At 40.1% G+C, this 24,553-nt stretch carries 20 protein-coding genes and 2 pseudogenes; 11 read left to right on the top strand and 11 right to left on the bottom strand.

Going from position 1 to position 24,553, the window contains the following annotated elements; genetic code table 11:
- Positions 1-614: 614 nt before the first annotated feature.
- The 4 genes from VEJY3_RS20910 to VEJY3_RS20925 form a co-directional block, all read right to left on the bottom strand.
- Complete coding sequence (locus VEJY3_RS20910; protein ID WP_014234423.1) at positions 615-2,501, bottom strand: methyl-accepting chemotaxis protein; 1,887 nt, start codon at positions 2,499-2,501, stop codon at positions 615-617.
- A 194-nt stretch (positions 2,502-2,695) separates the two neighbouring features.
- Positions 2,696-2,887 carry a hypothetical protein gene (locus tag VEJY3_RS20915; protein WP_014234424.1) on the bottom strand — a complete coding sequence of 64 codons (192 nt, stop codon included), beginning with the start codon at positions 2,885-2,887 and terminating at the stop codon, positions 2,696-2,698.
- 57 nt (positions 2,888-2,944) lie between these two features.
- A complete protein-coding gene (locus tag VEJY3_RS20920) occupies positions 2,945-3,217 on the bottom strand; it encodes a hypothetical protein (RefSeq protein WP_014234425.1) in 273 nt (90 codons plus the stop codon).
- A gap of 19 nt (positions 3,218-3,236) precedes the next feature.
- Positions 3,237-3,620: a hypothetical protein gene (locus VEJY3_RS20925; protein WP_014234426.1), complete on the bottom strand. Its 384-nt coding sequence runs from the start codon at positions 3,618-3,620 to the stop codon at positions 3,237-3,239.
- A 186-nt stretch (positions 3,621-3,806) separates the two neighbouring features.
- Here VEJY3_RS20925 and VEJY3_RS20930 point away from each other — a divergent pair, with 186 nt between their 5' ends.
- From VEJY3_RS20930 to VEJY3_RS20980, 10 genes and pseudogenes are all read left to right on the top strand, one after another.
- A complete protein-coding gene (locus tag VEJY3_RS20930) occupies positions 3,807-4,235 on the top strand; it encodes a hypothetical protein (protein WP_014234427.1) in 429 nt (142 codons plus the stop codon).
- A 946-nt stretch (positions 4,236-5,181) separates the two neighbouring features.
- Complete coding sequence (locus VEJY3_RS20935) at positions 5,182-7,617, top strand: DEAD/DEAH box helicase family protein (protein WP_014234428.1); 2,436 nt, start codon at positions 5,182-5,184, stop codon at positions 7,615-7,617.
- 20 nt (positions 7,618-7,637) lie between these two features.
- Positions 7,638-8,141 carry a hypothetical protein gene (locus tag VEJY3_RS20940; protein WP_014234429.1) on the top strand — a complete coding sequence of 168 codons (504 nt, stop codon included), beginning with the start codon at positions 7,638-7,640 and terminating at the stop codon, positions 8,139-8,141.
- Between the two features lie 159 nt (positions 8,142-8,300).
- Entirely contained in the window at positions 8,301-8,720 is a 420-nt protein-coding gene (locus tag VEJY3_RS20945; RefSeq protein ID WP_014234430.1) for a hypothetical protein, read from the top strand.
- Between the two features lie 466 nt (positions 8,721-9,186).
- Positions 9,187-10,698, top strand: coding sequence for a bifunctional diguanylate cyclase/phosphodiesterase (locus VEJY3_RS20950; RefSeq protein ID WP_041170412.1), 1,512 nt, complete (start codon positions 9,187-9,189; stop codon positions 10,696-10,698).
- A 285-nt stretch (positions 10,699-10,983) separates the two neighbouring features.
- The gene (locus VEJY3_RS20955) at positions 10,984-12,009 is read left to right on the top strand and encodes a tetratricopeptide repeat protein (RefSeq protein ID WP_014234432.1); all 1,026 of its coding nucleotides are present in this window, start codon (positions 10,984-10,986) and stop codon (positions 12,007-12,009) included.
- 713 nt (positions 12,010-12,722) lie between these two features.
- On the top strand, positions 12,723-13,115 hold the full coding sequence (locus VEJY3_RS20960; RefSeq protein ID WP_014234433.1) for a hypothetical protein: 393 nt from the start codon (positions 12,723-12,725) through the stop codon (positions 13,113-13,115).
- Positions 13,116-13,485: 370 nt separating this feature from the next.
- Positions 13,486-15,018, top strand: a pseudogene (istA, locus tag VEJY3_RS20970) (IS21 family transposase).
- Between the two features lie 11 nt (positions 15,019-15,029).
- Positions 15,030-15,770 carry an IS21-like element ISVch3 family helper ATPase IstB gene (istB, locus tag VEJY3_RS20975; protein ID WP_011988345.1) on the top strand — a complete coding sequence of 247 codons (741 nt, stop codon included), beginning with the start codon at positions 15,030-15,032 and terminating at the stop codon, positions 15,768-15,770.
- A 459-nt stretch (positions 15,771-16,229) separates the two neighbouring features.
- Positions 16,230-16,721, top strand: coding sequence for a DUF4350 domain-containing protein (locus VEJY3_RS20980; RefSeq protein ID WP_014234434.1), 492 nt, complete (start codon positions 16,230-16,232; stop codon positions 16,719-16,721).
- Positions 16,722-16,828: 107 nt separating this feature from the next.
- On the opposite strand, the gene VEJY3_RS20985 is transcribed toward VEJY3_RS20980, so the two are convergent.
- From VEJY3_RS20985 to VEJY3_RS21000, 4 genes and pseudogenes are all read right to left on the bottom strand, one after another.
- Complete coding sequence (locus tag VEJY3_RS20985) at positions 16,829-17,785, bottom strand: sensor domain-containing diguanylate cyclase (RefSeq protein ID WP_014234435.1); 957 nt, start codon at positions 17,783-17,785, stop codon at positions 16,829-16,831.
- A gap of 326 nt (positions 17,786-18,111) precedes the next feature.
- Positions 18,112-18,990, bottom strand: a complete 879-nt coding sequence (locus VEJY3_RS20990; protein WP_014234436.1) for a universal stress protein — start codon at positions 18,988-18,990, stop codon at positions 18,112-18,114.
- Positions 18,991-19,387: 397 nt separating this feature from the next.
- Positions 19,388-19,705, bottom strand: a pseudogene (locus VEJY3_RS26030) (transposase); the annotation flags it as partial.
- 126 nt (positions 19,706-19,831) lie between these two features.
- Positions 19,832-20,236 carry an H-NS family nucleoid-associated regulatory protein gene (locus tag VEJY3_RS21000; protein ID WP_014234438.1) on the bottom strand — a complete coding sequence of 135 codons (405 nt, stop codon included), beginning with the start codon at positions 20,234-20,236 and terminating at the stop codon, positions 19,832-19,834.
- A gap of 606 nt (positions 20,237-20,842) precedes the next feature.
- On the opposite strand from VEJY3_RS21000, the gene VEJY3_RS21005 reads away from it, so the two are divergent.
- Positions 20,843-21,766 carry a sensor domain-containing diguanylate cyclase gene (locus VEJY3_RS21005; RefSeq protein WP_014234439.1) on the top strand — a complete coding sequence of 308 codons (924 nt, stop codon included), beginning with the start codon at positions 20,843-20,845 and terminating at the stop codon, positions 21,764-21,766.
- 422 nt (positions 21,767-22,188) lie between these two features.
- On the opposite strand, the gene VEJY3_RS21015 is transcribed toward VEJY3_RS21005, so the two are convergent.
- From VEJY3_RS21015 to VEJY3_RS21025, 3 genes are all read right to left on the bottom strand, one after another.
- A complete protein-coding gene (locus tag VEJY3_RS21015; RefSeq protein WP_014234440.1) occupies positions 22,189-22,695 on the bottom strand; it encodes a hypothetical protein in 507 nt (168 codons plus the stop codon).
- Between the two features lie 26 nt (positions 22,696-22,721).
- Positions 22,722-23,357, bottom strand: coding sequence for a hypothetical protein (locus VEJY3_RS21020; protein WP_014234441.1), 636 nt, complete (start codon positions 23,355-23,357; stop codon positions 22,722-22,724).
- Between the two features lie 563 nt (positions 23,358-23,920).
- The gene (locus VEJY3_RS21025) at positions 23,921-24,304 is read right to left on the bottom strand and encodes a VOC family protein (protein ID WP_014234442.1); all 384 of its coding nucleotides are present in this window, start codon (positions 24,302-24,304) and stop codon (positions 23,921-23,923) included.
- Between the last annotated feature and the right edge of the window lie 249 nt (positions 24,305-24,553).

The raw sequence follows: 24,553 nt of genomic DNA on the forward strand, positions 1-24,553 counted from the left end.
TTTCTATACGGATTTTAGCCGCTTTTCCTACTCCTATCATGCAGCCTTTCCAATTACAGTTCAATTGATCATCAAAAGGTTAATGAGAGGTAATGGATATTAGATTGCAAGATGACGCATAATTTTAAAAAAGCTTACGACGACACTCCCTCGGATAACTACAGCTAAGGGAAACTTTCATCCAATAGAAGTTAATTAACGTCAGTGATAACAAACAAAGGGGTAAAGGTAAGTTTGACAAAGGAAGCTCAGGTATAGCCCTGGACTTAAGTGGGCATGCATTAGTCGCCCTAACTAAGAAGGTAGGATTAGCCTTAAGGCTTTATATCAAAACTCGGTAAATAAAGCCTTAGATGCCCACTACAACCCTAATTAACGTTCATTGATGGCAGCACTAACTCTTTTGCTGTGTATCTTAACTGATACACCCCTACCTTATTGAACGCCTTTTGGATAGTTGTTGAGACTTGCTGGCGACCATTTTCAACTATCAAACCCAAGTTATGCATGATTGTTCTGTTACGGGCTTGTCATACACATCAGGAGCAACGCCTCTTTTAAAAACGGCGAGGCTCTATGCCTCGCCGTTTTTAATTTTTTAATACTGATTATCACTACGAAAGTTTAAACGTTGCCACCTTGTCCGTTAGTTCTTGCGCTTGCAGTTTCAGCTTGGTTGACTCTTGCGAGCTTTCTTGAGTACTGATGACAAGCTCATCGGCCACATCTTTAATAGAAGTGATATTTTGCGTGATCTCACCCGTTACATGTGTCTGCTCTTCCGCTGCTGTCGCAATTTGTGTTGCCATATCGCTGATCAACGAAACCGCTTCATGAATTTCACTCAACGCATTCGTTGCTTGGTCTGCGTCTGATACCGACGTGTTTGCCAAGTTAGAGCTGCTATCCATTAAGCTAACCGCTCGTGTGGTAGTTTGCTGAAGTGTATCAATCGTCGCTTTGATCTCTTCGGTGGACGCTTGAGTACGTTGTGACAGTACTCGAACTTCATCCGCTACCACGGCAAAACCGCGACCTTGCTCACCAGCGCGTGCTGCTTCGATTGCCGCGTTAAGGGCCAGTAGGTTTGTTTGCTCTGCAATGCCTTGAATGGTCGAAAGGACGGTAGAAATCTCTTGCGCGTGGCGGTCCAACTCACTGATAACGGAACTTGCTTCGCCAAGCTCCGTCGCAAGACTGTTGATAGAACCCATAGTGCGTTGAACCAAAGACTGACCGTTGTTCGTACTCACGGTTGAATCCTGCGCCGCGTTGGCAGTTTGTTCTGCATTGGAGGCGATTTCGCGGGTAGCACTCGCTAACTCTGTTACCGCTGTTGCAACCATTGTGATCTCTTGCTGCTGCTGATGGATCTCAGAAACGGCGTTGTTCGAACGATGGGTGTTGTTGTCTGACTGCTCATTGATGAGGTGTGCTTGCTCACGAATATGACCAATCAATTTTTGCAGACTACCCACAAAGGTATTGAAGTTGTTCGCCAGGCGGCCTACTTCATCGCCACTCTCCACTTCAATACGCTGAGTAAGATCACCACTACCATTGGCGATCTGCTCCAGCGCTTGAGAAACGTTATTTAACGGTCTAAACAGGATGCTACAGAGCAAGTTGAACAGCAGAGTACAAATGACAACCACGATTGCTGTTGCTAACACTTGGCTCCATACCGCATCAAATAGAGGCGCAACCAAAGAACCGTAGTTGATAATGGTTACTGTTGTTAGTGCTGTTCCATCAATTTTCTGAGCATACAAAACATACTCTTCACCTGCGATTGAAATAGACTCATCATTACCACTGCGTGAAGCATTTTGGATGGTCTTGAATTCCAACCCTATCTGACTAACGGGTTGATTGAGAAGCTTAGTCTCTTTATGGGTAAAAATATTGCCCTTATCATTTGCAATGAACATGTAGCCGTCACCTGGAAGGATCACTTTGTCCATGCTGTTAAGAATATCGGTAATCTCTACATCCGCACCAAGCACCACTTGCTGACCATGTAGATTGAGCGCCTTACCCAGTGAAACAACGTTTGCTCCAGTAGCAGCGGCAACTGTTGGGTTATCCATAAAGACTTTGTTTGGGTCTGCGACAGCATTGATGTACCAACCCCATTTACGCGGATCATCATTCCCTGGCGGTAGTACAACGCCATTCGCATTTACTTGACTACCGTCTGGATATGCCAAGAATACGTTGTCGAAAGCAGCCGAGTGACTAATTTGTTTTAGGTGCGTAACGATTGCGGCTTTATCTACCTCTTGAGACAGCGAGGTCAACGCACGCTCTTTTGACAGTAACCAGTCAGCCACGTATTGATTATAAGATGCTGTTGTACTCTCAAGGCGCTGCTCAACCTCTTCATCCATGCGACTTATCGAAGCGTTAAATGAAAGTGCTTCAACCAGTAGTCCCCCGACTATAATGGCAGTACTCGCTGAAATCGCGAGTTTGTTTTTAAGTGACAGTTTCTTAAACATTGGAAACCTTTTTATAGTGTCATGTTCAGTTCCAATTGGAACAAGCGAAAAGAAACGTAAATATAATTTCAAAGCGTGAATTAAATAATGAGCGAAGTCTAGTTTTTTAAAGTTATACCGCTCAATTACTCATGAAAAAGTAACCAACTATAATCCAATTCCCAATATTTATGTCGTTGTGCAATCTTATAGACTTAACGTTGCTCTTGCTTGATGAACTCTATAGCATATTTAGACTTAGCATTAATTTTACCCAACGGTTCGACAGTCAAAGATTGCGTTAGCCAGCCAATAGGCATACTGAGTGGCTGTGGTGATGGGTATTGCTCAACCGTCACTTCCTCAAAGCCGACACTGTTGCCACGGTTCGGGTAACCATAATTCATTGACTCAGAAGCACTCAAGTCCTGCTTATAAGCAGGACAACATCGATTACTAATAGGCTAAAGAAGCTTATAGTTAACGGCCTTGTGAAAATGTCCGATGGTTTGTTGTGTGGTTTCTAGCTGTAGTCCACAATAAGGACAATGAATGATGTTAAACGCGGTTTGCCAAAGCAATTCATCGACTTCATTAATTTCATGGCTTAGTTCTAGATCCATCTCTTTTGCTCTCTCTGAGATAAACAAAAACCATTTCTTATCCGCCGTGTAATGATCTGTGCAATACACTTGAACTTCTTGCGGCATATGCTCGCATTGATGCTGTTTATTCATCCCCTTTCCCTACTTCATTTTAAAAAAAGCAAAAACTTTCAGTGTCTTTTACTTGTTGGATTCTCTTTGATTTATAGCGATTACAACCAAAGAGACCAGGAACCCGAGACTCTTTATCAGTTTGTTTTGGGAAAGTTGATTGATACTCGCTGGTTCTAGCGTTACGTTGACCAAAAGACCTGTGGCCAGAAAAACAGTTGCTGGGGTTTGATGATCTTGATTTAAAAATCTGACGTTGATCTTCTACAGTTAAACTGTTTGCTTTTTGTAAAGTTTCGCTATCTGAGATTAGAACGCTCTCTCCTCTTAAATCCTCAATGAGATTTAAATCATCGTTTAAAGGTTTTTTAATAACTTTCAAATTAGGATTGTTATACACGTATTTACGTCGTTTTAAACTCATAACTTTTAAACTCCAGGCAGTGTTTTAATATGGTTTTAATAAACCACATTAAAAACCCATTGTAAATATAAAATTAAAAATATAAATTAAGAAAAAATTTTTAATTATTAAAAGCTAACACACTTTTTTAGTTTCGTTTAAAATTAGGTTTCTATCCATTGCAAATTTAATAGGAATAAAAACCTAATGACACTTACTGAAAAGCAAGAAGCAGCAATAGAAATATTTAGTAATCGCAATAATATCAGAGGGTTGCAGCTATCTCTTGGCGATCTAGAAGCTATCTGTGATAGAGTTGGATACATCATAGAAGAACTAAAATCTGCTGAAGAGATTAAAAAAGTTGAGACGGCCATACAAGCCTTGATAGCCGTTGGTATTGAGATCCCTGAGGAACTCTCCCACAAGCAAAAGAGTTTGTCTGGCTCGAAATCTTCTGCCACCACTCAGCGTAAGCGAGCGCCACTCGTCAAATTTAAAGTAGGAGACGAGATTTTTAAAGAAAGGTCTCAAGGTAAAGCGTCACGCGAGCTGGCGGCAGCAATAGAAAAGTACAATAGTGACTATGGCACCAGTCTTACTAAGAAAGATTTTAAAACGGATGAAGTTGTTTAGGATAGAAATCTTGAGCCTAAGGAAACTAAGGCTAAATACCATTAAGACTTCATCGGCGTTGACTAGCACAACTATTTTAAACGAATTTAGTTGACCACGAGTTCATTGTCGGAACAACTAAAATCTGTTTATTGACAAGTAACCATCCAATTGAACTTCTCGCTCGAAGAGCGAGTATATCGACAAGAGCATAGTGGCTTTGAGGTGGGATATTGATTGAACGCTTGATGTTGAGTGTCCACTTCTCCATTTATATTATTATATATACTTAAGAGAAGTGGACACATTCGCGGTTTACCTTGTAACAGTGAATTGACGTTCAATTGAATCACCAATACGTTTAACATGCTAACGCATGCAGCGTTCGATGTTGAGGTTCCGCTTCAGACTCTTTAGTTAGGACTTGTCACTCAGTGTCCACTTCCCCATTTATATTATTATATATACTTAAGAGAAGTGGACACATTCGCGGTTTACATTGTAACAGTGAATTGACGTTCAATTGAATCACCAATACGTTTAGCATGCTAACGCATGCAGCATTCGATGTTGAGATGTTACGTTAGACTCTCAGGTTAGGACTGTTGACTCAGTGCCCACACATTCATTTATTTTACATACTAAATGAGAAGTGGACCCATTTTTATAACCCCATACCACTTAAGTCACCTCTCCTTCTTGAAGCGAACTTAGCTACAGGTTCAGTCTTATTACCCATGAGATGGATATTTCAAAATAAATATCTTACACACATCTAAATTATTTTCATTTTCTATTTATATTTAAATACTCTGAGATATTAAAAATTAAATATAAAAACCAAACCATTTAAACAACTGAAATATAAACCATAAATCAATATCGATAAAAAACTTAAAAAATTGATTGATCTTACCATTATTTGTTAATTAGAATTTTATAAAACTAATTAATTGAGAATAAAACAGTGGAATATTTTTATAAAAATATTAATGGCGCAACGGAATTTAAAAAAATCAAACTACATGTCACTAAGAATGAAAATGATATTATAACAAGTACTAATACCCGTGATGATTTAGCCATGAAGCTTCCAAGTGAAGTACTCTCTACTATCCCTGTTTACCAAAACTGGGTCAGTTCGATAGCGATTTATGCGTCTACTAGCGTACAAGATATGGTTGATGCTATAGCCACTTCCATTCATTTTAAAAAGGAATTGTTAATTGCAGGTCATTCCATCGATTCACTTAACATGACACCTTTGCTTCAAGAGGTGTACCTTATTTCTCATGCATGCCGATTAACCGATAATAATAGGGAGTTAATAGAACATGCTCTAAAACAACTCAGACAGGCAGTTCACAGCGCATTTGTATCGATTGATTTCGTAATATTCTTCGCTTCAACACTCTTCAACATCAGTAGTCATGAAATTGTCCGTCAGTTAACGTCGATCAGTGAACAAGAGGTGGAAGCAATCAAACTCTCCCTGGATTTTTCAAGCGCTAAGCAAGTTTCCTGTTTAAACCAAATCGAGTTAGCGTTAAACCGCGTTAATGTTATCTCTGCTGAAACTGGTGTTGGAAAAACCACCTACGTCATTGACCATTATCTTCGCCAACGGCTTAAGACCAATCCAAACTTAAAAATTGCTACCATTTCCCATAAGGATGCCATCAATAGTAACATGAACAATAAGATTTCAAAGCTTTTACCATATGCGAAGCAAGCAAGCCACAATACCCAATCGCTAGAGAAGCTTGAGAATGCACAGATCATCGTTTCAACGACTAACTCACTACCAAAAATGCTTCAGTATGTACTCCGCTGCGATTTAGTTATCTTCGATGAAAGTGAAAAAGGACTCATATCCATTGACGGCAGTCATTACAATAGTGATTTACTGAAAGCAAAGTCCTTTGATGCAATAAGAACGGTCATTACTGATGCTAAACATGTCATCATGATGGATGCAGACAGCACTAACTGCATCACAGGCCAATTGATTGCATCTACAGGAATTAAAGATTATCAGTTGTATAAAGTAGAAGGCGGAAGATACTCCGACATCAATATCACAATCACGAATAGAGACGAAGTACTGAACGAAATCGGGGGTGGACACAATCCTTATAAAGTGATGGCTTTCGATAAGAAAGAAGCGTTGTACCAATATTTGTTTTCGATGGGTTATCAATCTTCAGGTAAAGGCTGCGCTGAAAAAGCGTTAGAAGCTGGGTACCTCGTGATTACGAGTGATACCCGTAATAAAGATGCCGTGAAGGAATTTTTAGCTAACCCAAACGATTCGTGCTTCTTGTACAAAAAAATCTTGTACTCGCCTTATATTGATTCAGCAGTCAGTATCGAAGCGAATTACACCGACAAGGTTTTGGTGGTATCACATAGCATACTCATGCCGCAAGAACTCATACAGATGGGACGCAGGTTTCGCCAAGCCAAAGAAATTATTTTTGCTGTACAGAAAGACCATGTGACTTGCTATCAGAACAAAAACATGAATACCAATGGTGAGCCACTCAACAAGTCCTTTTCTTTTGAGTATATGCAGCACCTTATCCATCATATTTCCACACATACTCGTCACAATATGCCGTTATCTCTACAACGTACTGCTGAAGGTTTAGGTTTTCGAGTTAAAATTAAAGAGTGTTCTCCAGCACAACGTTACCGTGAATCCTTGTTGCAAAAGCAAATTACAGAAGCTTACAAAGCCTCTGTCAATGAATCTATATACAAAGCACCTGAGCACGTTAGTGACCTGAATGAAGCAAATCAAGTCATTCATTCAGGCCAAGCGAATAACTTACAACTCTGTGCAGCAGAAAAAAGAGTGATTTCTGAAAGGCTGCGCATCCCAATTGATTCTCTAACGAATGAGGCGATTTCATTTTCTAGAGACCAAGCATCTTTACTCGAACATTTACAGAAATATATGGAATGGCGCACGACGAAAACGCCCTACAACGAACTTTATGAACTGATAGATATTATTTTTAAAACGTTAGAAATCTCTATTGACAATATCAACCAGAATCAATCGATAACTAAGTCAAATTATTATCATGCTTATGATGTCATTAATCAGATATTAAATAGCAATTCTAAACTCTGTAAAAAACTAAGTAGCATGAAAACAATGTTAAAGCCCATCACTTCCGAATCACAGTGTAAAAGTTATCGAACACGAGCGATAAACGACTTTCTGTCTAAACTTGGTTTTGATTGCCAGAGGGATTATAAAACGAACAATAAATATAGAAAGTATAACATCAGTCTAAACCCAAATGCGTATCCATCTGTACTTTATATTTATCATCGTGATGTTACGTCACTTGATTCACTGCAAACTAATATGCAATCATTCAGAACAGTTTAAATCATTGTGACTTTTAATCTATGAAAATGATTTTCGAAATGCAGTATCGACGTACTGAAAAGTTTATCTATAAACGTGAAGAGATCTGCTCAATCTTTAGAAGTAATGATATCGAGCAGATCATCGCAAAGCATGACTACATCATCAACATCGATTATGAACGATTTGTTTACTTACGTTCGACGCTGCCCCCTGAGTTTTTTGACCAACTGGCCTTATCCTTACGTGAAGGTGAGCTGTGTTACATCTCGTTCGAAGATGCCCTATCAAGGTGGAGTGTGATCTCTCAGGTGCCAATGGTTTTGATTCTGGCAACAACAGGTACATCAGGCTTTTATAAAACGAGATTTGGAAGCATTGAGTTTGTCCACGTTCCTCACAGCAAAGACACCATCTTGGCAAATACCAGCGAACCTTACGATACACTTAGGCTTGCTAAAAAGCTTTTTGCTTTTGAAGATTTAAAACGGATTGATAGAAACATGCATCTTGTCGATTATGAAGAACTCGATGCGGATGATTAAATAATTAAAATTTCATTATTTTTCTTTGTTGCAAAAAATCCATTGACTTTTAAAACCGTCGATTATAATTTGATTGCAGACACGTTAAACACCCCGACGTGTCATAAAATAAATCTACAATAAACGAGTTCGGTGGGGTAAGTTTATTGAGGATTTATCATGGAAAGCATTAAAACCAACCAAAAACAGTTTAGCTCTCATTTCTATTCATTCAATCATGCTGGTTCAAATACGCCAAACCTCCGTTTAAACGGAAGAAATTTACATGTGAATACCCCACTCGATCTTTGTCTTGCGTTCGCTCAGTCTATGAACCTTGTGCTTCTATCGCATCAAAAACTGAGTGATGGTTTCGCAATCAAAGCAACTTTTTCAAAAGTGTTCGTAAGTCAAATTGAAAGTGATGACGATATTCTAAATGTCGTTTTTGCTGTACATAAGTCTAGCTTTAAGACGGTTACCGAAGACGTATCGTTAATGCTTTATCTTTTTGATGATGGCGTTAACGACTCCCAAGAGAATGAGTTTTGGTGTTCTTTTTCGCTCCACGACTGGCTACATCACGTGCAAGTAAATTGACGCTCATAAAGTTCAGGCTTTCTCTCTACGTTAATCTTTCCCCATATTGACTAATGCCAGCGTGAAAACGCTGGCTGTGTTTCTCTACTAGATTAATAAAGACATGAGTAAAGTCCCATTATCCACAATACCTCTCATATCGTCAGATACTTGGATAACTCCGCTAGTAAATATCAATTTGTCCTAGCGCACTCTTAATATATCAAGCCATGATGATTCATCTTGTATGGTAGCGGCCAAGAGCAGACTATAACCAGTGGCAGTATGACTTACTAACGCTACTTACCATTGCAAAGCACCGACACGTTAGACCTCAACCAATGTTTTACGCCCCTTCTAAGAGTTAACATTATGAAAAACTTACCCTTTACATTGATAAATATTATCCTTCATGTTAAGAGTTTATGAATAATGGTTATTTGTCATTTCACGCAATAACTACTGACTTGATACTACCGTGATAGATATGAAAAAAAACTTACACTCTTCCGAAAAATTAGTTCTTCACTACTTTGTATTTGCCTCACTCTGGATTTTATTCTCCGATAAAGCGATAGAACTGTTACCAGGAAGTCTAGGTGTGTATTCGTTAGTTCAATCACTAAAGGGAATACTATTTATCGTTGTAACCTCTCTATTGCTGTGGGTGCTAATAAAACGGAACAACCGAGAGCTACAGCAGGCCTATGATGTCGATTATGTGACTGGTCTTCATAGCCCACTCGTCTTTTTTCGCTATTTAGAGCAAAAAATCAGTAGTGTGAGTGAGCGCGAGCGTTATGTACTCTTTCTTCTTGATATTGACAACTTCAAGCCTGTTGCCGATCAACTGGGCTTTGAAAAAAGCAGTCAGTTTTTAAAAGACATCGCACAAACTATCGACTCTCCGAGTGCCTTCCCACTTTTATCATCGCGTATTCACACTGATGGGTTCGCGTGTTTGATTCGCATGCGTGACAAAAACCAGATTGATACACATTTAGCTCGTGTTCAAAGACAATTCAAGGAACACTCACAACATCATGGTATTGATGTCACATGTTCTATTGGCGTTGCACTCTATCCCGTTGATGGAAGAAGTGTTAAACAGCTCATGTCTTCGGCCAAATATGCCCTAACCCAAGCGAAAAAGACAAAAAATACGATTCGCTACCACGATAAAAAACTCGCTGAGCAGGATTTCAAAAAACAAGAAATGATTAATGACCTTCGCAACGCAATACGAGAGGAGCAAATACAGATCGTTTTTCAACCTAAGTATGCGCTTAAAGACAAAAGGGTTACGGGAGTGGAAGTGCTCTCACGATGGAAACATCATCAATACGGAGATATTTCACCAGCACTATTTATCAAGTTAGCTGAAGAAAATAATCTGTGTAGTGCTTTGACAGAACTGGTTATGAGGAAAGCATCAAAACAACTTAAAGAAGCTCAGCTCCTAGGGTGTGCAGTTCAGAGCGTATCAGTAAACATTTCTGCTACCGAGATAAATAGTGTAGAAGACATGGAGAAAATCGAAGCTTATCTAAGACAAGATACTGATTTTACTCGACACCTCTGTTTCGAGATTACAGAAACGGCCATGCTAAACAATATTGAACAATGTGCAAATCTAGTGAAAAAGTTTAAGCAATCTGGCGTAGCATTCTCGATTGACGACTTTGGGGTTGGCTATACCTCCTTCGAAATATTTAATAAGTTAGAAATAGATGAAATCAAGATAGATCAAAGCTTCATCAAAGACATCACGGTTAACTATCGTTCAAGAGCGATTACTTCAGGCATTATTGATATAGCGAAAGGATTCGGTATTCAAGTCGTTGCCGAGGGTATAGAAACGCCTCAACAGCTACGTATTCTAGAAGAGTTAGAGTGCGGACAAGCTCAAGGTTTTTTTCTAAGCCGCCCTATACCTATCTCAAAGTTGAAAGAAAAACTCTTAAATATGGAGCAATCAGGCAAACGACCAAGTATGTGACTGTTCTCAGCCAATAGTTTGAGTGCGAAGTTAACTCAGTGTAGTAGCTATTTAGTTTAAGTATCCGAATTAAACAGGCAATGGTGAGACCTAATCGTAAAATTGCAACTCGAACCCACAGAACTAACTTATGGACAATTGTGAGTTACGATCCATAGAGCATTCTGGCTTTTCGAATTACTTCTAGTATTTCAACCATACGACTAGCCCACATGTGGCAGGCCAAATTCCCTTACCCACTACAGGGTCTATAATCTGCTTAAGGCATTTTTTAGGTCAGATCTTATGTTTAAGATGATAATACCCTGTCTCATATTAATTACGATTTTTCCACATAGAGTAACTGCTATGACAGACCTTGAACTCGGAATAAAGGCTTATAATAAAGGTGATTACACCAAAGCAAATTCAATCCTTGAGCCTCTTGCTGATAACAACAAAGATGCAATGGCGTTGTTGGGGTATATGTATGAAATGGGCCAGGGAGTTCCTAAAGATTACAATGCAGCAGCAACTCTGTATTTGAAAGCAGCAAAACTTGGACAGGCTAAAGCTCAATTTAATGTGGGTAACCACTATCGAGATGGCAGAGGGGGGAAGCAAGACTATCAGGCGGCTATTGCGTGGTACAAAAAAGCAGCACATCAAGGCTTGTCGATCGCTTCATCAGAAATAGGTGCGCTGTATTATACTGGCACTGGCGTATCTCAAAATTACGAGGAAGCTTTCTATTGGATGCAAAAAGCTGCTAATGGAGGATTGGCAAAGGCGCAATTGGATCTTTGCATGATGTATATACATGGCCATGGCGTTAATATAAATCGTAAAGAGGCTTTCCAATGGTGCCTTAAATCGGCAATGCAGGGGAATGCGCTGGCTATGGTGCAAGTTGGAGTAATGTATTTAGCAGGTAAGGATATAGAGCAAAGCGATGAAAAGGCATTTACTTGGTTGATGAATGCGGCTAACAAAGGTGTTGCACAAGCTCAATACAATATTGGGAACTACTACCTTGAAGGTATTTACCTAGAGCAAGATTACGAAAAAGCATTTTCGTGGTTTAGAAAAGCAGCTTTACAAGGCGACCCCTACGCTCAGTATAATCTCGGGCTAATGTATATTGAAGGGTTGTATGCTAAACAAAATCTTCCTGAAGGGTATGCGTGGTGGGCAATCTCATCTGATGCTCTCGACTTGGCTAAAACAAACTCGCAAGATTTATGGGGTAAATTATCCATAATGAACAGATTGAAAGCCATGTGGCGCATTAGGAAATTAAAAGAGCAACTTGCTAAGTCCCAACTTCCTTAAACACATAACAGGTATAAGGAAATGTAAGTCACAGACCTACTTTGATAAAGTGCCGACCAAACTAGCTAGAACACATTTCGGGGCAAAGAGTCGTTTCAAATTCTCAGGCCCTAGTGTGCCCGCAGTGAAGGTAATAAGATGGTACGCTCCTCCATTCCACTAAACTCGATAGATCGAGCAAGGGAAAGGTGGCAGTCCAACTCACTTAACTCGGAGTCCAATACTGATGGTTCGAATCACTTGTTAGTACATTCGCCTCTTCTATTTACGCGCTCCAAGATATTGAAAACTGGCATGATATGAAAGGCTTTGAGCATTAAAGTAAGACGGGCGGCTACAAAACGTGCCCCCGATTGAGAGACAAAAGCTGGCTAGATAAAAACGCATGAAATTGCCCCACTTTCGCAAGCTTCAAATTAGAAGAGGATTCGCTCCTCGGAGTTCGACTACCACACCAAACGAAATAAATTCTGGCTTTGTAAATAACCGATAAAATGAAGAAACACCAAAGAAATAGCCTAAGAGCTAGAGCCGTATACAGAGAAATCAGAGCGAACACTCCCGCATATGTTGAAACCAGAAAGAAACTAAAAGACATATACTTGCAGTGCGTTATGACACAGAGCAAGATATGGCTAGCGAAAGGCTTTATACTCAAAACCGACTATCGAGCTTACCACTGAGCTGGTAATCATTTTTTGAGGATTTTTAGGATGAGCAGAGCTGTTCTTATATTTGAAGAAGATTCAGATTTCTTTAAATTGTTGGATACAAACATTAAACGTGGAAACATAGTTACTATTCGCTTTGAGAATCATAAGCCAGAGCACAACTCAAAGCTATGGAAACGGCTTCGAAATACCAAGAGCTGGGATCTTGTTGAGGCAGAGCTTGAGAAAGTTGAGAATAATCAGCCAACACCTATCGCATCTATCATCTCCAGCAATATGAAATCAATGCTAACTGGAGGAGAATTAATGCTTATTGCGTGGATTGCTACCTTATTAACTGGGTTGTTTGCCTATGCAATTTACAAGGGTCGCAAAGTTCGATTTAAAGCGAGCGGAGACGGCCAAGGTGGTAGTGGAGAGATAATCATTGAGTGAGTTAAATTATAGATGCCAAAGCAGATTACCTTTGATTCCAAGCCCGTACTAACGCTCTATACGGCTTTTAGCCGTCTTTTATCGTTCTATAATGCGTTCGTCTTTCTTATCGTAGTTCAATTGATAATCAGTATGTTAGCTGCATATTTCGGAGCATTCCGATCAGTCATTTCGGGATTATCCGATCACCCATTTCGGTTTAAACCGATCACTGATTCCGCGATTATCCGATCACTTTTAGCCTAACTCCGAAATCGGTGATCGGAATAGCGAAAACCGCGATCGGAACGCCCGAAATCCTTCCTTTTTCTCTTTTAAATCAATAGCTCGCTATTCTTTACTTCTTAAACAAGAACGTAAGGAAGCGACAATGGCCAAAAAGAGAACTCCAATGAACAAAATCAAAGAGGTATTACGCCTTAAGTACGACTGCGGTCTCTCCAATCGTGGTATCGCTTCTTGCCTGAAACTCGGCCCGTCCACCATATCGGAACTCCTTACTCGCTTTAAACAAAGCCAACTTGGCTGGCCTCTACCCGAAAGTTGCAGCGATGCTGATCTCACGCAAGCGCTGTATCACGGCAAGAAAGCCAGTCGCGATAAAGTCATGCCAAACTTCACTCAATACGCAGTCGAACTCAGACGTAAAGGCATGACAAAGATGTTGTTGTGGCAGGAATACCATTAGCAATATCAAGAACAAGCTTACGCTTACACTCAGTTCTGCGAGCACTTCACTCGTTGGTTCAAAACCTAAAAGCGCAGCATGCGCCAGCTCCATGTGGCAGGTGACAAGCTGTTTATCGATTACTGTGGGCCTCGGCTTCAAGTGGTCAACCCTGATACAGGTGAAGTGCGCGAAGCAGAAGTGTTCGTGGCGACCTTAGGTGCGTCCAATTACACCTATGTTGAAGCCTTCCCGAGTCAAGGTAAGTCTTACTGGTTAGAGGCGCATGCCAATGCGTTCGAGCACTTCGGTGGTGTACTACAGCTCTTGGTTCCCGATAATCTACGTAGCGCGGTCACCAAAGCCAATCGTTATGAGCCGAGACTTAACGACAGTTATCAAAAACTGGCGAATCACTATCAAACCGCAGTGATGCCAGCTCGCCCTTACAAACCGAAAGACAAAGCCAAGGCAGAGAATGCCGTGCTCCTAGTGGAACGCTGGATCATGATGCGACTACGACATCAAACCTTCCATACCTTCAAAGAGCTGAACCTTGCCATCCGTGAGCTTATGAATGACTTAAACGAACGTGAGATGAAACAGTATGGTGCGAGCCGCAAAGCGCTGTTCGACAAACTCGATAAGCCAGCGTTAAAGCCGCTACCTAAGCAGCGATACCTCTATACCGAAACCAAGCGAGCCAAGGTTGGGCCTGATTATCACATCGAATATCGCCGCCACTACTACTCGGTGCCACATCAACTTGTTGGTCACCATGTCGAACTGGAAGCCTCCAACCGTCTGGTGCAGATCTACCATCAAGGTAACTTGGTAGCCCAGCATCCACGCAGCCAAAGAGAGCGCGGAAACAGCACCCAACCAGAGCACATGCCGAGTAATCATCAACATCAGAAGTGGTCGCCTGGACGCCTGCTCAACTGGGGAGCCAATATCGGCCCAGCCACACGAGAAGTCTTCAATAAGATGCTCTACTCCAAGCCTCATCCAGAGCAGTCGTATCGCTCCTGTCTTGGGCTGCTCAATCTGAGTAAAGCGCATGGCGAGTCGCGCTTAGAGCAAGCCTGTAAAGATGCGCTGATGCTGACAAAACCGAACTACACCTTCATCAACAATCTGCTGAAGAACAATCGTGAAGGACAACTGAGCAAAGACAACACGAACACGCCGAACCTTGTTCATAGCAATGTCCGTGGCCCGAACTGTTATCACTAGGAGAAATACAAATGAACGCACTGAACGACCAACTCAAAACCCTCCGCTTGAGCCATGCAGTGAAAGCGTTAGAGCAGCAACAAGAACAACTGAGCACCTACGCAGAGCTGGACTTCGAGGAAAGGCTAAGCCTACTTCTGGAAAGTGAAATCTTGAATCGCAATCAGACAAAAATCCAACGCTTAAAACGACAAGCCAAACTGAGAGTGGATGCTCAGCCGAGCCAACTCATCTACAAGGAGGGACGAAATCTCAATCGTAAACAGATGAGCGAACTTCTAACGGGCAGTTATCTACATAAGCACCAGAATATCTTGATCACAGGCCCAACAGGTGCTGGCAAAACGTATCTTGGCTGCGCACTGGCAACCAGTGCCTGCGACCAACAACACACGGTCAGATACTACCGATTAACTCGCCTGCTTGATGACCTGACCGCAGGTCGTCTGGATGGTAGCTATCAAAAGCAACTTCAATCGTTGGCTAAGAAAGCTCTACTAATCCTCGACGACTGGGGCATGGAAAAGCTAACCCAAGAGCATGCAGGTCACTTATTAGAAGTGCTTGAAGATCGTTACCAAAACAGCAGCACGATCGTCATCAGTCAGTTACCTGTAAAGGAGTGGTACAACATGATCGGTAACGCCACTGTCGCAGACGCTCTAATGGATCGGCTGGTACACAATAGTCATCGAATAGAACTAGGAGGTGAGTCGATGAGAAAACTGGCGCAATCCGATCACTTAGAGTAAAAATAGGAAGAGAGAAAAACGGCAGGATCAAGTGATCGGAATAAACCGAAACGAGCGCTCGCAATCACCGAAATACGCAGTTAGCTAGAAGTATGGGAGATTAGACTGCAAAATGGCGCATAATTTTAGAAAGTCTAACATTCAGACTTCGTCGTATAAACTTTAGTAAGCCAAACGCACATTGGCAAAATGTATACTGGATTCGGAGATACAACAGAAAGGGGCATAAACGCTTCAGCTAGGTGAGACTGAGAAGAAGTCGAACAAAAACTACTAAGAACTTTTAATCAAAGAAACTATCCATGAATTAAACTGAGTACTGTAGCGTCACTTCGTTCAGTGTTAAGTTTAGCTGTAGTAGATCAATACACGTGTTCCTCCCAAATTTTACTAAATTAATAATGTAGTAAAAATTGTCAGGCACGACTCTATCCAATAATAAAACCAATAGGTAATCAGATGTCAGAAAGAAAGATAACAGCCAGTAGCACTAGTGCCATTTACCATGTAGGCCCATTAAACCCAACGGAAGAAATTATAGATTTTGCCGATCACGTAAAGGTATTGAGCCATGTTCTGGCTGACATGATTTACAACCATAAACCCAAGCTGATTGCAATCGAAGGGGAAACTGGGACTGGAAAGTCGGGGTTGGCTTCCGTATTAGAGGCTGATGGTATAAATGTTGTGGTTATTAATTGCTCCCAAATGGTTGCCCCTACCAATCCCGAACCCGTAGATATTTCAGATCAGATAACTGACACAATCTGTACTTATGTGATTGACGATGTTAACAATATTAGCGTGAATAGCATAACTGCAATCAATCGACTGGTTGAAGCAGGTGGAACAGTAGTCATACTTTGCCAACATCGTGATGATTTGAGAGCACCAATTACCAATGCGGTTTGGTTAAAACTTGATAAAAATGGACTAAAAATACAGGATTAGAGGTGCGAAACAACAGTAACTTATCTACAACATTACCATCTCTGTTTGGAATCCAACATACCTACATCGATATGATTGCGACATAGTCGCTGCACTATGTTTTTTATTTAGCGCGTACGCTTCTCCTTATACATTTCATTATCAGCTTCTTCTATCCTTTTTTCTATAGATAGCGGGCTATCATAGCTGTAATGACTGACACCACAGCTATATTCAATACTATAAGGTTTGTTAATTTCTTGGTTTAATTTTACTATCTTATCGCTAAACCTGGCCAGAATGCGCTTTACTGAGTCTGCTTCTGTATCAGTAAGAAATACCACAAATTCATCACCTCCCCATCGGCCTATGACATCACACTCTCTGAATGTTTCAAGAAGCGCCATCGCAAATTCTTTTAGTACATAGTCGCCTTCATGGTGACCGTAGGTATCATTGATCGGCTTAAACTTGTTCAAATCGAACACGAGGATAGAGCTTTTGAGCCTTTTGCGCTTACACATCTTTAGGGTATGGTCTGCCAATAACAAAAAGCCACGACGATTTGAAATCATAGTAAGTTCATCTAAGGTTGCCATTTGAACCGACTGTATTTCTTGCTCAATCATTGCCCCCAAATCTTGCAGAAGTAAACGATCTTCTTCGTCCATCTCTCTTGGCACACTATCAATTAAACATAGAGTACCAATATTGATCCCTTGTCTCAGTTTAAGGGGGTATCCTGCGTAAAAACGAATATTAGGATCATCAGTCACCAGAGGGTTATCACAGAACCTTTTATCATCAATCGCATTGGGAATGATAAATAGTCCGTCATTATTTATTGCATGCCCACAAAAAGAAATTGCTCTTGGAGTTTCAGTTATCTCCAAGCCTTGAGCGGATTTAAACCACTGACGGTTTTTATCTATAAGGCTAACCAATGAGATAGGAACACCAAACATACGTTTGGCCATTCTAGTAACACGATCGAAGCGTTCTTCATGTGTGGTATCTAATATCTCAAGCGCTCTTAATGCATGTAAGCGTTCTGCTTCGTTGTCAGGTATCTTTGGAGGTTGCATATGTTCTCCCTCAATGAGTCTATGGCTTACAAAGCCACTGCTTTTTACAACATTAATATGTAGAAGTGTTATAACTATGCGACTAGGTTGTCTTTAATTAAAGGGTTAGAGCCGAATTTTTCAAGAGAGATCTTATCACTTGCTTATTTATTCATCAGCGTTACTTCTCCCGATTTAGATATACTTCGACACCTAGTTCACCTCTCCTAATATGAGTAACTAGCTACTGATACTTAACTCTAGCAACGATTGGGCAACGACATAATGGCGTTCAGTATTGCTGATGATAAACAACTTCACGCTCCTCTGCGAACCGTGACATCCATTTAAGTCAAAGAGCGAGTTCTATTGACTAACAATAAATCACATGGGGGCTGCTCTAACAAAAGATTCACAGTGCTACCAGACCAAAATCGAGATACGGCGCTGCGCTTACACGCGCCAATAACCAATACATTGGCTTTTAGTGTTCGTACTGCCTTAGGCAAGCTTACTTCAGGGTTTCCATCAAAGAGCCGCAGAGAAAAATGATTTAAGTGATGTTCATACATAAATTCCTGTATGTGAAGTTTTTGCTCTTGCAGGATTTGTGACTTGTATTTTACTAGGTAGGGAGCAACATGACGGCAATACACCAAAGTGACACGAGCACCCAATTTATCCTGCCATTGCTTACCTCTCTCCACAATAGACAAATCAACCGATGCCTGTTTGTCTCCCTGATGTAATGGATCAATAGCACAAACAACATTAAGCGGAGCCGACCAAAAAGATTTCTGTAGCATAAGAACATCAACATCCAGTGTGGCCAATTTTTCTAACAATCTTTCATCTATCGGTTTGGCAATATGATCGACTAGCAGTAACTCCGTAGCGCCCTTCTCTAAATTAGAAACAAGGGACTTTATCCAATGCGATCCCTCCAGTGGTGCAAATTCGATAGCGGGAATTTCAATCTCTTCGTTTGTACAATACTCTGATATTTTTCTGCCCACTTCTTCAGTCCAGTTTTGGAGTTCTACTATGCGGTCTTCAATATGCTTGGGATCAGAGCGTAAAAAGTTAGTAAAAACGTGTTCATCACCGCGCCGATAATCTTCTATAAAGATGACCACCTTACGACCCCTCGCCAAATTGACCACTTTAGACAAAATTTTTAACGAAGGAACTTTACATAGGTAGGCAAGAAAGAATACTTTGTCCATAAAATACCTTTTGCGAGAATGAGTTCTTAATTAAGTCCAAACTTTGCGAGTTATACTTAGAAAGTATAAGCCAGTATTAGAAAGTCGAGATAAAACCCTGATCTTATCTACACAAAGTTGCTCACAAAAAAGAGCAACTATGCCATATCTCCACTCGTTTGCCTGCCACCTGATAATAAAGGTATTTCCATGACGATCCGACATGTTTACTTCATACTAATTTAGCAAAATAGTACCGTTTTGGGTGTAGGTTATTCCCAAACTACAGGCAAAAAAAGAGCCGCATAATGCGGCTCTCAATTGAGCAACTCCGAGGTGAGAGCGAGAGATAAGACATCGAGATACTTACTAGTGTTTCCTGATGCTTTGGCTATTAGAAGACCTTACTGGCTACATCGCTTATGATCTCCCTAGATGTCATGCCTTTAGCGTACAGGCTTAAGATCTTGTCATCCATGGACTGGAATCGAGTCTAGTGCTTACGAACCAAACTGGGTTCCAAACTCTCATCTCGGTCGCGAGGCACATCAATCGGAACCTCGCTATCATCAGTGACGATCGACTTAGATAAGTATTCATTACGGGAGTTAGAGTTGGGTTTAGTGGCGTGCTTTTCATAACCAAGGTGATCATCAAGCTCAGCATTGCGCGCGGTTTCAACGGTCTCCTTGGTTAACATTTTGCGGAAGTCATCAAGATCGGATTCTGTCTTGATTGATTTGGCAGCTTAACGAGCAAAAGCTTCAAGTGCTTTCTTATCCATGTTGTCTATCCTTAGCCTTTTAAGGCTTAAGCTGAGACAATTACACAGAAATCAGGACAGTCTCCTGTAAAGCGACATTTATATAGCAAAATCATCCAATATTTTACCACCATCAAGTGCTTTCTGAATAACAGATGGCGTGCGACCTTGGCCAGTCCATGTCTTTTCTACGCCATTGACATCAACGTATTTATATTTAGCCGCTCGAGCCTGACGCTTTCCCTTACTCTTGACCTTTTTCGATGAAAGTGCCGAGACAAGTTCATTAACATCAATACCCTGCTCTTTAATCTGTTTTGCTATTGCAGCGAGCTTTGCTTCTCTCTCTGCTTGCTCGGCTCTTAAAACTTCTTCTTCTTCACGTCGTTCTTCAACAATTGTTGTTAACTTATTGTGAGCCTCTTCAAGCTGATCTAACGTGAGATCTCGAGAAAATACCCTTAGATTGCGGATGTTTAATAATATTTTTTCTAATTCGTTCATATTGGCGCCTAGTATTCCTTATATAACGTAAGAGATGAAAGCTTCACTTATTGAAAATGTAATCTATAACAGTTCACAAATTATGAAATAAAATCGCTTCATATTCTATAAATGATTTTTTAAATTGTAAATCGATACAATACACTTATAGTTCTAACAAGAAAGAAGTGCCATCCCTTTATTAATGTCAATGAAATTTTATTTATCCATAGTACTAACACCAATCAAACACCAGGTTAAGTCATTTGTTAGCAATTATTCGAGTTAGTTAAATGAAACTCGATAGAACCAACATCAACTAACTTTCATTAATATTGGTAATTGAAAAAAATAAACTCACTCACTTACATACGGACTAGCCTTGAAGTGGATAATTATGCAATAAAAACAACTAAATTGCATTAATGTTCCATAACCCCACTACTAACATGATGGTCTTACCTTTACAGTTTTCACTAGCAACTCATTGTATTATTAGGCCTAATAGCTTAAACTCCTCACGAAAACCATACATATAGTGATGCTTTTGTAAAAGTTCAACATGCATACGCATATTTGAAGTTTAACAAGCTAAATTAATCCAGAGCGATATGGAAAAAAGTAATAATGCAACAACCAACACAAATCTATCAGTTCTTGGATTTTCTGGTAGACGCTATTTTAATCGTCGATCAGAACTCTAATATTTTATTCGCCAATCAGTCATGTAATCAACTATTTGGGTATGAGTCAGAGGGAATGGAAAACCTTAGCTTAGAAAAGCTTCTACCAGCCACTCATAGTGAAATGCATAAAGAAAAAGTTAAGCATTTCATAGAACATCAGTCCCCAGCTAGAACCATGATGTCACGAAATATGTTGTCTTGTATCAAGTCAAATGGCGACTCTTTTGCAGCAAGAATTTCAATTGCGAGTATCACACTGAATGGCGAGCGCTGTGGCATAGCAACCATTCACGACTTCTCTACCATACAGGAATTTGTCGAGGACCTCCGCAGTAAGGTAATTACTGATCCGTTAACAAATTTATTCAATAGGCGACATCTTAATATTTTACTAGAAAAGCGGTCTCAAGCGATTTTTAACTCAAATTGCATGGGGATCGCTTACTTAGATTTAAACAAGTTTAAAGCCATAAATGATTCATTTGGACATGGTACTGGTGATCTACTTTTGAAAGAGGTTTCCAGACGATTAACTGAAAGCCTGCGCAGCGATGATATTTGTTTTCGGTTAGGGGGAGATGAATTTCTCGTATTGTTTAATTTGACTAAACACTATGACAAAACTTCGGAAGCAAAATCGATAGCGAATAAGCTTAATCAGCTAATTTCAACCCCAGTGTACGTAAGTACACTCGGTCATGAAATAGCCATTAGAGCTAGCATCGGTATCGGTATATATCCAGACGATTCAAGTAGTTTATCTACACTAATAGAGTTAGCGGATAAGGCGATGTATAGAGCCAAAATTGCAAATGTGCCATACATGTTTGTTTCCGAAAAGAGAACAGCTCCAACAGTTCTGTAAGCTGAGTGGACCATGTACAAAATTGGTTCGCCTCCGCCAAACTGAAGACCCTGTAAATAATTTTGTGTAACTGCCAGGGTTACAGACTGCAATTATCTTGGTACTTAGGTGTGTTCTTGAAAGAAGATATTGTCATCACGATACGATATATTTACTTCATACTAATTCGGCTTTAATGTGATTAAACTGGCCGAAAATCATGAGAAACCGAATGTGTTGAATAATAGCGTTGAAGACAACACTACCATACAAATGAGCAAAAAGGAGAAAGGCACATTTTATATCACAAATGATGGTGGGTTAATTTTTGGTGGCCAAGGAAAGGCTGGATTGTACAAGGTAAAACTTGATCTAACTAAAGATGCAAGCAACGTCTAGATTTTAAGGGGGGTTGCTTGCATTCTAACTATTAAGCTGAGTAATTAGCAAACACTCATTGCGATATCTAACCAGTAGTAGTAGTGCTCATCTGATTCAAATGCATTTGGTGAGGTATGACGGTCAATTTCTTGTCCATTCTGGAAGACTAGAAATCCACAATCACAACCAAAATCACATTGATCAGCAAACCTTACCTTAAAGCGGATCTGATGAAACTTCTCTGATAATGCAATGAATATTGGGTATGGAATATTATTAAAGGAAATAAAGCTAATTCTACCGTAAACATGTTCATATTTTTCCTCAAGCTTGAATTCACTGTGCCAAGCGTTCCATTTTGAGTACCAATTTTTATAATTCCAATCACTGTCTTGCTCAACATGACAAGAACTATTCTTTTCTTCCAACACCTTCAGATACTCAGGGCTAGGAATTAACCTATTAAAATCTAGCTCATTATTACCATTACTAATGCACTCAATAATGGAATTTGCATGAGCAAAATCTTCAGTTTTAAATTCGATAATATTTATTATGCGACTTGACATTATTTTTACTCCTATTTATGAATTATTTATATGGTTTTAACTTGAAATTTTTTGTCTTCATAAATATTGAGTAAATCCTCTGGGATCTTTAGCCTTAAAGTCGCGCCTTCACTCAAGACGGTTGTCCATCGGTTTTTTGAGCCACCTGAAGTGGCATAGCCCGATAGCAATGCAATCCCAGTTTCAATTCGAGCACCTGAATCACGACTAAATGCTTTACAAACAGGATACCCAAGAAACTCTATCGCCTTGCCCTGCTCTTGTATTTCCTCGATAGCTTCAATTTCAACAATAACAGGAGCGCTGTTAAAGATCTCATCGAGTTCTTCAACTTCTTTTTCTACAATACTTGAAAATATCCAAGCGCCCTGAGATTTATCCCAAGTCCCGCCAAGTTTGCGGCATTTTTCAATCAACAGTGTGTTATATTCTGATTTTAAAGAACAAATGCCTAATTTAGTTTGTTCTTCTACGTTTGCTGTTAACTTGTAAATCAGGTCAGTTCCATACTTCGATCGTACTGAGATATCTTTAACAGCAAGAAAATGCTCACCTAACTCTAAGTCTTTTGAGCACTCGTCGATCAAAATCTTACAAGACTTATTATTGTCTGTTGTCGCAGCAAAGTACTTTCTGTTCTTTTTAATTACATTGAAATTCATAATATTTACTCCATTTATTGACTAGACATACCCTCCTTCTCACCGCTAGGGTGATGAATGTTTTTAATATAGTTTCATTTATTTAACTCAATCTTTACGCAAGTAGAGATAGAGAGTTTTCAGGTATATTAAAACCAATAAAATCTTCTTGGTCAATGGTTAATTTCAATAAAAACAATAGGTTAAACTTTACTTTTGAGCTTATTTATACCTAATAAGAAACATGGAATCATGGGAGGAGACATCTTTACCCCCTATCGGGGGTAAACTACGACTTACCCTCTACAAGGGGTAAATCCCATTGTAGAGCCTTAGTTGATTATAAAGATAGATTTGTGAACTATTGATAATGCACTGCGTGAGCAGTGTTGAGTGGTCGAAGAGTATACACACTTTTACTACCGTACTATTAGCTATCCGTAATGTAGTAGTACACTATCCCTTTAACTCTGTGATGATAGGTAGAAAAACCATAATCGGTGGGATTCAACTTTGCTCTTTGATTGAGTAAAAATTGGTTTGAATCGTGGTTTCTTGACGTACCATTGTGGCTCTTCACAGTGTTAAGGCTCATAGACTGAGCACTCAATCAGATTTCCATCAGGATCTCGAAAGTAGAAGGAAGTGATCGGCCCCAGCGCTCCAGTACGATTGACAGGGCCTTCTATAATAGAGACGTTTTGAGCCTGAACATGTTGCATTGCGCTTTCTAGTTCGCCGTCAATGATAAAACAGAGATCTGCACTACCAGCTTGTACATGTCGTGCCTTAGGCTCAAACTCACTGCCTAGCTGGTGCAAATTGATCTTTTGCTGACCATATTCCAAAGCAACTCGCCCTTCTCCGAAGGTGACAGCATTCATACCCATAACCGATTGAAAGAAAGCCACCGATGTTGGAATATCGGCCACGGTTAAAACAAAATGGTCAAGGCGCTTAATGTTCAAATTCCTTTCTCCTTTAAAGTTATGACGTGATTAAACGGATGAACTCCATACTAAGTAGACAGCCAACAATATAAACAAGATAGCATTGATCTTATTCAACCAGTGTCGATGTGCGCCCAGGAAGAGTGTTTTGGCCTTATAGGCGAGGTGCCTGGGCCAGGCATATATACGACGGCTAATGCAATAGCAGCAAAACTGAAATAGGTATCCAAAATGACACTCGTTATAGTAAAGAAAGAAGTACTATTG

Source organism: Vibrio sp. EJY3, assembly GCF_000241385.1.
Taxonomy (GTDB): Bacteria; Pseudomonadota; Gammaproteobacteria; order Enterobacterales; family Vibrionaceae; genus Vibrio; species Vibrio natriegens.